At 69.8% G+C, this 14,613-nt stretch carries 12 protein-coding genes; 3 read left to right on the plus strand and 9 right to left on the minus strand.

All coding sequences use genetic code 11. From position 1 onward, the window contains the following. Positions 1-56: 56 nt before the first annotated feature. Both AL072_RS30060 and putA read left to right on the plus strand, forming a co-directional pair. The gene (locus AL072_RS30060; protein WP_045585135.1) at positions 57-935 is read left to right on the plus strand and encodes a 3-hydroxybutyryl-CoA dehydrogenase; all 879 of its coding nucleotides are present in this window, start codon (positions 57-59) and stop codon (positions 933-935) included. 464 nt (positions 936-1,399) lie between these two features. Continuing rightward, positions 1,400-5,125: a trifunctional transcriptional regulator/proline dehydrogenase/L-glutamate gamma-semialdehyde dehydrogenase gene (putA, locus tag AL072_RS30065; protein ID WP_245637055.1), complete on the plus strand. Its 3,726-nt coding sequence runs from the start codon at positions 1,400-1,402 to the stop codon at positions 5,123-5,125. A 24-nt stretch (positions 5,126-5,149) separates the two neighbouring features. Here the strand turns inward: putA and AL072_RS30070 are convergent, their stop codons facing one another. Both AL072_RS30070 and AL072_RS30075 read right to left on the minus strand, forming a co-directional pair. Further along, entirely contained in the window at positions 5,150-5,995 is an 846-nt protein-coding gene (locus AL072_RS30070) for a helix-turn-helix domain-containing protein (protein WP_045585136.1), read from the minus strand. Positions 5,996-6,062: 67 nt separating this feature from the next. After that, positions 6,063-6,893 carry an alpha/beta fold hydrolase gene (locus AL072_RS30075; protein ID WP_045585137.1) on the minus strand — a complete coding sequence of 277 codons (831 nt, stop codon included), beginning with the start codon at positions 6,891-6,893 and terminating at the stop codon, positions 6,063-6,065. Between the two features lie 216 nt (positions 6,894-7,109). Between AL072_RS30075 and AL072_RS30080 the strand changes: the two genes are divergently transcribed. Further along, on the plus strand, positions 7,110-8,261 hold the full coding sequence (locus AL072_RS30080) for an MFS transporter (protein WP_045585138.1): 1,152 nt from the start codon (positions 7,110-7,112) through the stop codon (positions 8,259-8,261). A 3-nt stretch (positions 8,262-8,264) separates the two neighbouring features. Here the strand turns inward: AL072_RS30080 and AL072_RS30085 are convergent, their stop codons facing one another. From AL072_RS30085 to AL072_RS30115, 7 genes are all read right to left on the minus strand, one after another. After that, a complete protein-coding gene (locus AL072_RS30085; protein ID WP_045585139.1) occupies positions 8,265-9,572 on the minus strand; it encodes a family 4 glycosyl hydrolase in 1,308 nt (435 codons plus the stop codon). A gap of 92 nt (positions 9,573-9,664) precedes the next feature. Continuing rightward, entirely contained in the window at positions 9,665-10,792 is a 1,128-nt protein-coding gene (locus tag AL072_RS30090) for a LacI family DNA-binding transcriptional regulator (protein ID WP_052710361.1), read from the minus strand. A 68-nt stretch (positions 10,793-10,860) separates the two neighbouring features. Beyond that, the gene (locus AL072_RS30095; RefSeq protein ID WP_045585140.1) at positions 10,861-11,895 is read right to left on the minus strand and encodes a M14 family metallopeptidase; all 1,035 of its coding nucleotides are present in this window, start codon (positions 11,893-11,895) and stop codon (positions 10,861-10,863) included. A 77-nt stretch (positions 11,896-11,972) separates the two neighbouring features. Beyond that, positions 11,973-12,317 (minus strand): RidA family protein, encoded by a 345-nt coding sequence (locus AL072_RS30100; RefSeq protein WP_045585141.1) that lies wholly within the window; start codon positions 12,315-12,317, stop codon positions 11,973-11,975. A 48-nt stretch (positions 12,318-12,365) separates the two neighbouring features. After that, positions 12,366-13,169 (minus strand): transporter substrate-binding domain-containing protein, encoded by an 804-nt coding sequence (locus tag AL072_RS30105; protein ID WP_045585142.1) that lies wholly within the window; start codon positions 13,167-13,169, stop codon positions 12,366-12,368. A 69-nt stretch (positions 13,170-13,238) separates the two neighbouring features. Next, on the minus strand, positions 13,239-13,967 hold the full coding sequence (locus AL072_RS30110) for an amino acid ABC transporter ATP-binding protein (RefSeq protein ID WP_045585143.1): 729 nt from the start codon (positions 13,965-13,967) through the stop codon (positions 13,239-13,241). Continuing rightward, positions 13,954-14,604 (minus strand): amino acid ABC transporter permease, encoded by a 651-nt coding sequence (locus tag AL072_RS30115; RefSeq protein ID WP_045585144.1) that lies wholly within the window; start codon positions 14,602-14,604, stop codon positions 13,954-13,956. Before AL072_RS30115 ends, AL072_RS30110 begins: the two co-directional genes overlap by 14 nt. Positions 14,605-14,613 lie beyond the last annotated feature (9 nt).

Below are 14,613 nucleotides of genomic sequence, written 5' to 3' on the forward strand. Positions count from 1 at the left end.
CCGATCCGGCATCCGCGGGCGGACCTTCACACCCACATCCTTCGCGGGACAGCCCCATGACCACGATCAAGAAGATTGGCATCATCGGCGCCGGCCAGATGGGCAGCGGCATCGCCCAGGTCTGCGCCCAGGCCGGCTATGATGTCGTCCTGTCCGACATCAGCGACGCGGTCCTGGAAAAGGCGCTCGCCGGGATCGGCCGGAACTACGACCGGCAAATCCAGAAGGGCAAGCTGGAGGAGGCGGAGAAGACCGCCGCGCTCGCCCGCATCGCCACCGGCACCGACCTGTCGGTGTTCGGCGACAGCGATCTGGTGATCGAGGCGGCGACCGAGAACGAGGCGCTGAAGCGCGACCTGCTGAAGAAGCTGGTCCCGCACCTCAATGCCGAGGCGCTGATCGCGACCAACACCTCATCGATCTCGATCACCCGCCTTGCCGCGGCGACCGACCGTCCGGCCAAGTTCATGGGCATGCATTTCATGAACCCGGTGCCGGTGATGCAGCTGGTCGAACTGATCCGCGGCATCGCGACCGACGAGCCCACCTTCAACGCCATCCGCGAATTGACGCTCGCCATCGGCAAGACCGCCGCGGTGGCCGAGGATTTCCCGGCCTTCATCGTCAACCGCATCCTGCTGCCGATGATCAACGAGGCGGTCTACACCCTCTATGAGGGCGTCGGCGGCGTCGAGGCCATCGACACCGCGCTGAAGCTGGGCGCCAACCACCCGATGGGCCCGCTGGAACTGGCCGACTTCATCGGCCTGGACACCTGCCTCGCCGTCATGCAGGTGCTCTACGAAGGCCTGGCCGACAGCAAGTACCGCCCCTGCCCGCTGCTGGTGAAGTATGTCGAGGCCGGCTGGATCGGCAAGAAATACGGCCGCGGCTTCTACGACTACTCGCAGACGCCGCCGGTCCCGACCCGCTGACGCGGGATGATTCGTCCGACAAGGCCCGCCCCGGGAAACCGGGGCGGGCTTTTTTTATGCCGCCCGTTCACCAAGGCGGCGCAAATATATCCATGCGTGAAATCGGGCATTGTCTCGGTCAAAATATTGAATTTTTGCTGATTTCCAGATTTTCACCATAGTTTTGACGTCTATGCAGAATTTTATATTGCCCGCGGAGCATCTTCCGGAAGGCCTCACCAAAAACATGTCATATGTTCTGATAAAACCCCAGAATTGCCATATTATATTCTGTATAAATACTATTATTCAGAATTTATGATCATAAAATCGGTGAATTACCAGTTGGAAAGCCCGGCCCGGAATCGGTTAGCCTGACGGCCGGGAAGAGGGCTGGCGACAGGCTCGGAGGAGAGCCGGACCGCCCCCGCATTCCCTTACCGCCGCCCCTTCCCCCGAGCACCCCCGAGCCCCAGATGAATCAGATGACCGACCCGACCCTGTCGCCCGCCGTCACCGAACCGTCGCTGGAGACCGGCGCCGGCCCCTTCGCCGCCTTCGCCCCGACGGTCCGGCCGGCAAGCGCGCTGCGCCGGGCGATCACGGCGGCCTATCGCCGGCCGGAACCGGACTGCGTGGCGTGGTTGGTGGAGCAGGCGACGCTGCCGGCCGGGGTAGCGCAAGCGGCGGCCGAGACGGCGCGCACGCTGATCGCGGCGCTGCGCGCCAAGCCGCAGGGGCGCGGGGTCGAGGGGCTGATCCACGAATACAGCCTGTCCAGCCAGGAGGGCGTCGCCCTGATGTGCCTGGCCGAGGCGCTGCTGCGCATCCCCGACCGCGCCACCCGCGACGCGCTGATCCGCGACAAGATCTCCGGCGGCGACTGGCGCGCCCATCTCGGCAACAGCCCGTCGCTGTTCGTCAACGCCGCGACCTGGGGGCTGCTGGTCACCGGCAAGGTCACGGGCGTCCTGAACGACAGCTTCGGCGGCGAGCAGGCGCTGTCGTCGGCGCTGACCAAGCTGATCCTGCGCGGCGGCGAGCCGCTGATCCGCCGCGGCGTCGATTTCGCCATGCGGATGATGGGCGAGCAGTTCGTCACCGGCCAGACCATCGACGAGGCGCTGGCCAACAGCCGCAAGATGGAGGCGGAGGGCTTCCGCTATTCCTACGACATGCTGGGGGAGGCGGCGACCACCGCCGCCGACGCCGACCGCTATTACGCCGATTATGAAACGGCTATCCATGCCATCGGCAAGGCGTCGGCCGGGCGCGGCATCTACAACGGTCCCGGCATCTCGATCAAGTTGTCGGCCCTGCACCCGCGCTATTCCCGCGCCCAGAGCCAGCGGGTGATGGCGGAGCTGCTGCCGCGCGTCACCGACCTGGTCCGGCTGGCCCGGCGCTACGACATCGGGCTGAACATCGACGCCGAGGAGGCCGACCGGCTGGAACTGTCGCTCGACCTGCTGGAATCGCTGTGCTTCGAGCCGGACCTCGCGGGTTGGAACGGCATCGGCTTCGTCGTCCAGGCCTATGGCAAGCGCTGCCCCTACGTCATCGACTTCATCACCGACCTCGCCCGGCGCAGCGGCCACCGGCTGATGGTCCGGCTGGTCAAGGGCGCCTATTGGGACAGCGAGATCAAGCGCGCCCAGGTCGACGGGCTGGAGGATTTCCCGGTCTATACCCGCAAGCTGCACACCGACGTCTCCTATGCCGCCTGCGCCCGCCGGCTGCTGGCGGCGCCCGACGCGGTGTTCCCGCAATTCGCCACCCACAACGCCCAGACGCTGGCCACCATCTACCGGATGGCCGAGCAGATGAACCCGGCCGGCTTCCAGGTCGGCCAGTACGAGTTCCAGTGCCTGCACGGCATGGGCGAGCCGCTCTACAAGGAGGTCGTCGGCCCGCTGCAGCGGCCCTGCCGCGTCTATGCCCCGGTCGGCACCCACGAGACGCTGCTGGCCTATCTGGTCCGCCGCCTGCTGGAGAACGGCGCCAACAGCTCCTTCGTCAACCGCATCGCCGACAAGAGCGTGTCGATCGACGAGCTGGTCGCCGATCCGGTGGAGCAGGCCCGCGCCGCCCTGCCGGTAGGGTCACGCAACCCGCTGATCGCGCTGCCGAACGACCTGTTCGGTGCCGAACGGGCGAATTCCGCCGGGCTGGACCTGTCGAACGAGGACACGCTGGGCGGCCTGTCGGCGGCATTGCGCGACAGCGCCGGCATGGTCTGGAGGGCCGCCCCGCTGCTGGCGGATGGCGAGCGCAACGGCGCCGTCAAGCCGGTGAGGAACCCGGCCGACCATCGTGACGTGGTGGGCCAGTGCATCGATGCGTCCCCGGCCGACATCGCCGATGCCCTCATGTTCGCCGAGGCGGCAGCCCCGGTCTGGGCGGCCACCCCGCCGGCCGAGCGCGCCGCTTGCCTGTTCCGGGCGGCGGACGCGATGCAGGCGCGCATGCCGACCCTGCTGGGGCTGATCATCCGCGAGGCCGGCAAGTCGACCGCCAACGCCATCGCCGAGGTGCGCGAGGCCATCGACTTCCTGCGCTATTACGGCGCCCAGGTCCGCGACCGCTTCGCCAACGAGACCCATCGCCCGCTGGGGCCGGTGGTCTGCATCAGCCCGTGGAACTTCCCGCTCGCCATCTTCTCGGGCCAGGTTGCCGCGGCGCTGGCCGCCGGCAACCCGGTGCTGGCCAAGCCGGCGGAGGAAACCCCGCTGATCGCGGCGGAGGCCGTGCGCATCCTGCGTGCCGCCGGCGTGCCGGCCGGCGCGGTGCAACTGCTGCCCGGCGCCGGCGAGGTCGGGGCGGCGCTGGTCGGCCATGAGGGCACGCGGGCGGTGATGTTCACCGGCTCGACCGAGGTGGCGCGGCTGATCCAGCGGCAACTGGCCGGGCGGCTGTCGCCGCAGGGCACGCCGATCCCGCTGATCGCCGAGACCGGCGGCCAGAACGCCATGATCGTCGACAGCTCCGCCCTGGCGGAACAGGTGGTGGGCGACGTCATCGCGTCGGCCTTCGACAGCGCCGGCCAGCGCTGCTCGGCGCTGCGCATCCTCTGCCTGCAGGAGGATGTGGCCGACCGCACGCTCGCCATGCTGAAGGGGGCGATGCGCGAGCTGCGGCTGGGCAGCCCCGACCGGCTGGCGGTGGATGTCGGGCCGGTCATCACCGCGGAGGCGCGCGACGGCATCCTGCGCCACATCGAGGCGATGCGGGCCAAGGGCCGGCGGGTGGAGTCGCTGCCGCTGCCGGGCGAGGCCGCGCACGGCACCTTCGTCGCGCCAACCATCGTCGAGATCGACGGCATCGCCGACCTGGAGCGCGAGGTGTTCGGCCCGGTGCTGCACGTCCTGCGCTACCGCCGCGACGATCTGGACCGGCTGGTCGACGCCATCAACGGCACCGGCTACGGCCTGACCTTCGGCCTGCACACCCGCATCGACGCCACCGTCGAGCGGGTGTGCAGGCGGATCGAGGCCGGCAACCTCTATGTCAACCGCAACACCATCGGCGCGGTGGTCGGCGTGCAGCCCTTCGGCGGCCACGGCCTGTCCGGCACCGGCCCCAAGGCCGGCGGCCCGCTCTACCTGTCGCGCCTGCTGTCGGCCCGGCCTTCGCTCGACAACGGCATGAGCGGCGGCGAGACGGAGCGGGCGCCGGCCCGCGCCTTCGCCGACTGGCTGGCCGACCAGGGCAAGGCGGAGGCCGCCACCCATGTCCGCACGCTGACGAAGCGGTCGCAGGTCGGCGGCAGCGTCGAGCTGGCCGGCCCGGTCGGCGAGCGCAACATCTACAGCCTGATCCCGCGCGGCCGCATCCTGCTGCTGCCGCAGACGGAGGACGGGCTGTACCGGCTGCTCGGCGCGGCGCTCGCCACCGGCAACGAGGCGGTGGTCGATGCGCAGGCCGGGCTCACCGGGCTCCTGGCCCGCCTGCCGGCGGAACTTGCCGCCCGTGTCCGGGTGACGGCGGACTGGCTCTCCTCCGGCCCGCTGGCCGGCGCGCTGGTGGAGGGCGACGCCGCCCGCCTGCTGGCCACCAACCGCCGCATCGCCGAGTTGCCCGGCCCGCTCGTGTTGACCCAGGGCTTTGCCGATTGCGCGGCGGTGGAGATCGCCTGGCTGATGAACGAGCGCTCGGTCAGCACCAACACCACCGCGGCCGGCGGCAACGCCAGCCTGGTGGCGATGAGCTGAGAGGGATCGGGGAGCCGGCTCCGTTCAGGCAAGCGCCCGGCGGAGCCGGTCCGCCGTTTCGGCATCGGCGGGGAAGAAGGCCTCGATCGCCAGTTCCGACAGGGTGATGTCGACGGCGGTGCCGAACACCGTGGTCGTGCCGAACAGGCTGAGCATGCCGGCGGCGCTGTGCAGGCGCAGCGGAACCACCACGTCGGGATGATGACCGTCCTCGCCGCCGCCGCCCCCTCCGCCATGGTCTTCGCCACCGCCGCCGGCCGGGGCGGGATAGCCCTGCAATTCGTCGCGCAGCGCCGCCAGCACCGGGTCGGCGCTGCCGTCGATCTGGCGGGTCAGCCGGGACAGGACATGCGCGCGCCACTGCGCCCAGTTGCCGATGCGGCCCGCCAGCCCGCCGGGATGCAGGCTGAGCCGCAGGACATTCACCGGCGGGGCCAGCAGTTCAGCCGCCACCCCGTCCAGCAGCGGCGCCACTGCCCGGTTGGCAGCCACCAGGGTCCAATGACGGTCGATGGCCAGCGCCGGGAAGGGCTCGTGGCCGGTCAGCACGAGCTCGACCGCCTTGCGCGCCGCCCGCATCGCCGGGCTGTCCAGGCCGTGCTCGCTGTAGAGCGGGGCGAAGCCGGCGGCGACCAGCAAGGCGTTGCGGTCGCGCAGCGGCACGTCCAGCCTTTCGGCGAGATGGATCAGCATACCGCGGCTCGGCTGCGACCGTCCGGTCTCCAGGAAGCTGACATGGCGGGTCGAAATGTCCGCCTCACAGGCGAGATCGAGCTGGCTGAGGCCGCGGCGGCGGCGCCAGGACCGCAGCAGCGCGCCGACCGGCTGCCCAGCCGGAAGCCGGCCGTGATTGGAGGGAATGGCAGGCATGGGGAGGCTCCGACGCTGTCTTCCGGGTTGGACGAACGGCAATGGGACGGACGGCCATGATCTGCCGCTATCTCTGGACGAAGGCCAGCAATTCCGCGTTGAAGCGGTCTCGGTGGGTGAGGAACAGGCCGTGCGGGGCATCCTCATACAGCGACAGGGTGGCGTTCGGCATCAGCGCCACCGTGCGGCGGGCCAGATCCAGCGGCGTGGTCACGTCGCGGTCGCCATGCACCACCAGCGTCGGCACGGCGATCCCCGGCAGCTCGCGGCGGAAATCGGCCGAGGTGATGGCGCGGTGGCAGTCGAGCAGGGCCTTCAGCGAAGAGTTCAGCGCCATGCCGGTGATCCAGCCCTTCACCTCCGCCGAGGTCCGCTCGTCCAGGAAGGGTCCGACATTGTCGCCCAGCCATTTGGGGAAGTCGCGCAGCAGCTGCTCCGACCGGAAGGCCTCGAAGACCGCCGGGTCGACGCCGTCGGGGTTGTCGGCGGTCCTCGCCAGCAGCGGGGTGATCGTCCCCACCATCACCACGCCGGCAACCCGGCCGGCGCCGTGCCGGGTCAGATAGCGCAAGATCTCCCCGGTCGCCATCGAATGGCCGACCAGCGTGACGCCGCGCAGATCGAGCGCCTCCAGCAGGGCGGCGATGTCGTCGGCCAGCCGGTCGAAGCCGTAACCCGACGGCGATTCCGCCGAGCGGCCATGGCCCCGGCGGTCGAAGGCGACGCAGCGGCAGCCCTGCATCGACAGCGGGAGCATCTGGTAGGCCCAGGCGTCCGAGGTCAGCGACCAGCTCGACACGAAAAGGATGGGCCGGCCCTCCCCCTCGTCCCTGCCCTCTTCGGCTGCCCAATCGCGGTAGAACAGCTCCACGCCGTCGTCGGTGCGGATGACGCCCATGATACGGTCTCCTTGTCCGGTGGCATCCTGGTCCCCCACGATCGCCCGGCTGCGGGACGTGAATCGATTACCTCGCGGGTAATGGCCGTCCCGTCCCGGCTCCCGCGTCCCATCCCCCGCATCATGCGCATGACAGCCATCACCGCCGCACCGCGGTACGGGCGCGCCCGATCCGGTTAAGGTCCTGAACCGTCACCGTTGCCGTTCGGGCCATCCATGCGTCTCATATTCCTTCTCGGGCTGGCGGGCTTCGCCAGTGCCTTCTCCCTGCGCACCACCGATCCGATGCTGACGCTGATCGCCGACGATCTCGGGGTGACGGTGCAGCAGGCGGCGCTGCTGGCGTCGGCCTACACGCTGCCCTATGCGCTGATGCAGGTCGTGCTCGGGCCGGTCGGCGACGCCATCGGCAAGTCGCGGCTGGTCCGGCTGGCGCTGGCGGTGCTGACGGTCGGGCTGGTGCTGTCCACCATCGCCCCGACCTACGGCACGGTGATGGCCGGCCGCATCCTGGCCGGCGCCTTCGCCGGCGGCATCATCCCGGCATCGATGGCGCTGATCGGCGACCGCGTGCCCTATGAGGAGCGCCAGATCGCCATCAGCCGCTTCCTGCTGGCGGTGATCCTGGGACAGATGTCGGGCTCCGCCGTGTCGGGCGCGCTGGCGGAGACCTTCGGCTGGCGCGTGGTGTTCGGCCTGTCCGCCGGACTGACCGCGCTGATCTGCGCCGCGGCGCTGATCGGGCTGTCGCGCGAGGTGGAGACGCGCTCGCCGCTGTCGATCGCGGGGGCGCAGCGGAACTATGCGACGGTGCTGTCCAACCCGGCCTCGCTGATCGTCTTCGCCACCGTCGCGGCCGAAGGGCTGCTGATCTTCGGCATCTTCCCCTTCGTCGCGCCGGTGCTGATCGAGCATGGCGCGGCCGGCGCCTTCCAGGCCGGGCTGACCATCGCCGCCTTCGCCATCGGCGGCGTGGTCTACAGCGCGGTGGTGCGGCGGCTGATCGCCTCGCTCGGCCAGTGGGGCATGATGAAGGCGGGCGGGCTGGCCGCCGGACTGTCCTATCTGGTCATCGCCTTCCCGGTGCCCTGGCCGGTGGTGAGCCTTGCCTTCCTGGTCGCCGGCTTCGGCTTCTACATGCTGCACAACACCATGCAGACCCAGGCGACGGAGCTGGCGCCCGCCGCCCGCGGGTCGGCGCTGGCTCTGTTCGCGTCGAGCTTCTTCATCGGCCAGGGGATCGGGCCGGTGCTGTACGGCTATGTCGCCATCCACACCGGCTTCGCCCCGCTGTTCCTCGGCGTCGGCCTGCTCACCGCCGGGCTGGGCTTCGCCTCGGCCCGGCTGATCCGGCGGGAACAGGCCTGACGATCACAGGCACGACCTGATATAGGGCCGGTTCGCCTCCCACAGCTCGTCCAGGATGGCGGCGGCGGCGGTGCTGGAGGTGATCACCGGGTCGATCAGCAACGCCTGCAGGGCCAGCTCCTTCGAGCCATGCAGCGCCGCCTCCACCGACAATTGCTGCACACCCGCCTGCACCGTCAGCAGCTTGAGGATGCCGTCGGGCAGCCGGCCGAGCGAGACGGGATGGACGCCGGCCGCATCCGCCACCAGGGGCACCTCCACCGCCAGCTCGTCGGGCAGGCCGGGGACGACGCCGCGGTTGATGACGATGCCGGATTCGATGAAGCGCTTCCGGTTGTGCAGCATGCCGTCGATCACCGCCACCGCCCGCTCGCCCCAGGACGGCCGGGTCCAGTCGTCGGGAAGCGGCCGGCTGCCGTCGATGACGCCGTCCATCAGGTCGCGCAGGATGACGCGCCCCTCCTCGTCGTGGCGGAAGTCGAAGCCATGCTCCCCGGCCTCCCAGCCATAGGGCAGGAATTCGCCGGTGTGGTCGTCGCTGGGCGTCACCCACAGGCCGAAGGCGTGGAACAGCCGCCGGGCCAGCGGGGTGAAGGACGGGTCGTGCGCCGCCTCCCTCTCGCGCAGCAGCGGGTAGAGGTCGCGGCCGGTCGCCTTCTCGCGGATCGCGGTCAGCCATTGGAAATGGTTCAGCCCGGCGCCCCAGACATCCACCTCCTTCTCCGCCATGCCCAGGATCTGGCAGATGAACCAGCGCGCCAGGAAGATCCCGTGGCACATCCCCAGCGTCCGGACGCCCGTGCAGCGCGACAGCCCTAGCACGATGCGGCTTTCCGGGTTGGACAGGTTGATGAACAGCGCGTCCGGGCAGATCGCCTCGACGTCGCGGGCGATGTCGACGATCAGCGGCAGGGTGCGCAGCGTGAAGAACAGCCCGCCCGGCCCGCCATTCTCGCCCAGCGTGTGGTGGACGCCGTGCTTCCGCGGCACCTCGAAATCCAGCTTCCACAGCCGGTTGCGCTCGATGGCGACGGCGCACAGCACGAAGCCGGCGCCCTGGAGCGCGGCCTTGCGGTCGGTCGTCGTCTCGATGACGATGCCGGCCCCGCTTCCGCCGCCGCCCTCATTGCCGCCCTGGCGGTTCATCACCCCGGCCAGCGCCGCCATACGGTCGAGCGCGTCCCGGTCGGTGTCGACCAGCGTCAGGGTGCTGCCGGCCAGATCGGCGGAGGAGAACAGGTCCTGGAACAGGCTGAGGCCGAAGGCGGCGCTGCCGGCGCCGATGAACACGATCTTGGTGGTATTCGCCATGGTGCGGTTCCTCCAGAACATGGCGGCTGAACGCCGTCCTTGAGGAACAGGCTACGCCTTTCGTGCAGGGCCGAACAGTGGCGGCGACGGCCTCAACTGCTGCCGCGCCGGGCCAGCGTCAGCTCGACGGCGCGGATCGGCTCCGACGGCATCCCGCCGCGCATCCGCTGCAGGATCATCGATCCGGCCTGACGGCCGAGATCGCGGCTGTCGATCCCGATGGTGGTCAGGCCGGGCGGCAGCTCCTCGGCGATGTCGTTGTGCCCGAAGCCCAGGATGGCGATGTCGTCGGGCAGCCGCATGCCGAGCCGGCGCGCCTCCAGCAGCGCCCCGGTCGCCAGCAGGTCGTTGGCGCAGAACACCGCCTCGATCTGTGCGTTGCGGGACAGCAGGTCGCCGAGCGCCCGGCGGCCGTCCACCATGCTGCTGACCCCGTCGACCGAGAGTTCGGCGACGATGTCGAGCCCGGCCGCCCGGGCGCCCTCGCGGAAGCCGGTAAGGCGAAGGGCGCCGCGTCCGCTGCGGCGGCCGATGAAGGCGACCCGGCGATGGCCGCGCGCGGCGAAATGCTCGGCCGCCAAGCGGCCGCTGTCGATGTTCGAGAAGCCGACCAGCATGTCGATCGGGTCGCGGGGATAGGCCCAGGTCTCCATGATCGGGATCCCGAGCGCCCGCAACGCCCGCCGGTTCTCCTCGATCTCGATGACGCCGGTGAACATGACCGCCGCCGGACGCATCTCGCGCAGCGACTGGATCATCGTCGTCTCCTTGGCATAGGAGTAGGAGGTCTGCCCGATCATCAGCTGGTAGCCCTGCGGCTCCAGCACCTCGCCGCAACCCTGCACGGCGAGGCAGAACTGCTCGCTCTGGAGGTTGGAGACGAAGGCGGCGACGATGTTCGACTGGCCCGACCTCAGCGCGCGGGCATGGGGGTTGGTGGCGTAGCCGGTGCGCTCCACGATCTCCAGGATCCGGCGGCGCTTGGCCTCGGCCACCTTCTCCGGCTGGCGCAGGGCGCGCGAGACGGTGATCGGTGACACCCCGGCGAGCCGGGCGATCTCGACGATGCGCGGCGGGGCCGCTCCCTCGCCGACAGCATCCTCCCCGGCCAGGCCGTCGCCTGATGGGCCGTCTGCTGCCGCAGGCTCCGGCTTCGCCGCCCGGAGGCGGAGGACGTCGTCGATGGTCGGCGGACGCTTCGCCGCACCGGTGTCACTCATGCCGCCCGCCTCCCCATCCGAACCACCGGCCAAACCCCAGGCCGAACCCCAGGCCGAACCCCCACCCGTCACGCCGCGCGCGCCAGGATGCCCGCCTCCTCCACCGGACGAGCCACCTGGATCAGGCAGTCGCCGGCTTCGCTGTCGCTGTGCAGCCGCCGCGAGATGACGATGCCCGCCTCCTGGAAGCGCAGCTCCTCCTCCGGAAGGTCGAGCCGCGTCAGGTCGTGGAACCAGCCGGCGAGGTCGCCGGCGGCGACCCGCGCCCCCACATCGACCGCCGGCTCGAACCAGCCGCGCCGCAGCGCGTAGATCGCCTGCCGGTGGCTGTCAAGCTGCAGCAGCTGCATCGGTGCCGGAGCGGGCGCGGCAACCGAGAGAACCGGCGCATCGGTCAACCCGACGGCGATCAGCAAATTGTCGATCGCACGCGCGGTGTAGGCCATCGTCTCCGGCGTCACCGTGCCGCCGCCGCCGAACTCGCCGCTGATGCCGATGACGCCGGCCCGCGCGGCCGCCGCCATCGAGGTCGGCGCGGTGGCACCGTTCTCCGCCACGAAGCCGTAGGGCATGCCCAGCGACCGCATCAGCTCCAGCGCGCGGCCGAGCCGGTCCGGGGTGCCCTGCCGCTCGATCAGGGCGCAGGGCAAGTGCGCCATGGAGGTGCCGCCGGAATGGATGTCGAACACCAGGTCGTGGCGGGGGAACAGCTCGTGCTCCAGGAAATGGGCCAGCCGGAAGGTGGGCGAACCGGCGGGGTCGCCGGGGAAGGCGCGGTTGAGATTGCCCTCGTCCAGCGGCGACCGGCGCCGCGCCGCCATCACCGCCGGGGCGTTGGCGGCGGGCAGGATCGTCACCTCGCCGCGGATGCGCGCCGGGTCGAGCCGTCGGAACAGCCGGCCCAGCAGCAGCTCGCCCTCATACTCGTCGCCGTGGTTGCCTGCCATCAGCAGCACGCGCGGCCCCGTCCCGTTGCGCACGCGGCAGACCGGAACCTTCACCTGATAGTAGGGGGAGCGGTCCACCGAAAAGGGGATGCTGAGGAAATCCAGCGATTTGCCGTCGGCGGCGAAATCGAGCGCGTGGTAGAGGCCAGTGTGCATTCCAAAAACCTTCTAGCGAAGGGACGTCCGGGCAGCGGTTGCCCGGACGCCGTCTCCGATCCGCCGGATGAACCCGGTTACAGGGCGGCGAGCGCCGTCATCTCGACGCGCAGGTCCGGATCGGCCAGCCGCGCCTCGGTGCAGGCGCGGGCCGGCGGGTTGGCCGGATCGATCCAGGCGTCGTAGACCTCGTTCATGGCGTCGAAGTCGGTGATGTGCGGCAGGAAGACGTTGACGGCGACCAGCTTGGACTTGTCGGTCCCGGCCTCCTCCAGCAGGGCGTCGATCTTGGCCAGCACGTCCCGGGTCTGCTCCTGGATGGAGCCGGTCCGGTTGTTGGCGACCTGGCCCGCGATGTGGACCATGCCGTGGCAGACGACGGCCTGGCTCATGCGCGAACCGACCTGGAACCTCGTGATCATCGAAAAGACCTTTCTCGGATACTGGATCGTGACGTCACATCTGCGGCGTCACATCTGCGGAAGCGTCTGCTTTTCCTTGAACCACTTCATCTGAAGGGCGCCCAGCTTGCCGTTCAGGCGGTTGTAGAACAGGAAGGTGTTGACCCAGTCACGCAGGTCCTGCTCGCCATGGCGCAGCACCACATGGGCCGGCGACTGGCGGATCAGGAACTTCAGCTCGACATCCTTGCCGGGATTGTCCTCGGCGACCTTCAGCGCGATGGCGCTGTTCTCGGCGAAGGTCTCGACCTGACCGGCGAGATAGGCGGCGATGGCGCCGGGCGTGTCCTCGAACCGCACCAGCTTGGCGCCGGGGGCGTTGTCGGTCAGCCAGATGTCGAGGGTGGAGCCCTTGGCGACGCCGATGCTGTGGCCCTTCAGCTCTGCCGGATCGGTGGAGGTCGCCATCGATTTCGGCCCGTAGACGCCGAGATTGACCGCGGCATAGGGCTGGGTGAAGGTCACCTGCTGGGCGCGCTCCGGCGTCGCCCCGGCGGCGGCGACCAGCACGTCGACCTTGTTGGCGAGCAGGCTGGGGATGCGGTTGGCGCCGGTCACCTGGACCAGCTCCAGCTTCACGCCCATGTCGGCGGCCAGCAGCCTGGCCAGATCGATGTCGAGGCCGGCGGCTTCGCCCTTGGCGTCCTTGAAGCCCCAGGGGGCGGCATCCATCAGCACGCCGACGCGCAGCTTGCCGGCGGACAGCACGTTCTGCAGCGCATCCGCCTTGGCGGCGGAGGGCACGGCGGAGAGCGCGACGGTGGCGCAGACCGCCAGGGCGGCGGCGAGGGTGCGGAAGAGTCTCACAGGCATTTTCTCCTCTGTTCAGCTCGTGGTCCGGCCCTTGGTGCGGGCCGGTGATGGGGGCCGGTATGGGGGGCCTCAGCGCACGGAGGCGATGAAGCTCTGCAGTTCGGGCGTGCGCGGATTGGCGAAGAGTTCGGCCGGCGGCCCCTCCTCCCAGACGCGGCCCTGGTGCATGAAGACGATCTTGGAGGCGACATTGCGGGCAAAGCCCATCTCGTGGGTGACGAGGACCATGGTCATGCCCTGGCGCGCCATGTCCTCCATCACCTTCAGCACCTCGCCGACCAGCTCCGGGTCGAGGGCGGAGGTCACCTCGTCGAACAGCATCAGCTGCGGTCCCATGGCGAGGCAGCGCGCGATGGCGACGCGCTGCTGCTGCCCGCCGGAGAGCTGGGCCGGATAGGCGTCGATCTTGTCGGCCAGCCCGACGCGGGCCAGCACGTCCAGCGCCAGCGCCCTCCCCTCCGCCTTGGCGATCCGCTTGTTGAGGACCGGCGCCAGCGTGATGTTGCGCTCCACCGTCAGGTGCGGGAACAGGTTGAAGGCCTGGAAGACGATGCCGACGCGCTGGCGGAAGCCGCGCAGGTCCGGCATGTCGGTGCGCACCGACCGGCCCTCCACCAGGATCTCGCCGCTGTCGACCCGCTCCAGCGCGTTGATGCAGCGCAGCAGGGTCGATTTGCCGGAGCCCGACTTGCCGATGATGGTGACGATCTCGCCTTCTTCGATGTCGAGCGACACCCCTTTGAGCACCTGGGCGGAACCGTAGCTCTTGGTAACGTTTCGGATGTCAACGAGCGCCATTCAGACGGGCCTCCAGGGAACGCGCCCACAGGGTGAGCGGCAGGCAGGCGGCGAAATAGATCGCCGCGACGATCGAATAGACCAGCAGGGGCTGGAAGGTGGCGGCGCTGACCAGCTGGCCGGCGCGGGCGAGTTCGACGAAGCCGACGATGGAGGCGAGCGACGTGCCCTTGATCAGCTGGACGAGGAAGCCGACGGTCGGCGGCAGCGCCATGCGGAAGGCCTGCGGCGCGATGACGTAGCGGAACTGGTGCCAGCCCGACAGGCCGAGGCAGGCCGCCGCCTCCCACTGCTCGTGCTTCACCGCCTCGATGCCGCCGCGCCAGATCTCGCCGAGGAAGGAGGCGGTGTAGACCGTCATGGCGATGCCGACCGCGACCAGCGGCGAGATCTCCACGCCGAGGAAGACCGGCATGCCGAAATAGAAGAACATCAGCAGGCCGAGCAGCGGGACGCCCTGGACCAGCTGGAGGAAGCCGATGGCGATCCAGCGCAGGGCCCGGCTCGCGCTGGTCCGCATCAGGGCGAGGCCCAGCGCCAGCGGACCGCCGAAGGCGAGCGCAATGACGACGAGGACCGCCGTCCATTGCAGGGCGCTGAACAGTGACAGGAAGTCGGCGAGGGAGAAGGAACGCATGGCCGGCGT

Source organism: Azospirillum thiophilum (assembly GCF_001305595.1).
In the GTDB taxonomy this organism is placed as follows: Bacteria; Pseudomonadota; Alphaproteobacteria; order Azospirillales; family Azospirillaceae; genus Azospirillum; species Azospirillum thiophilum.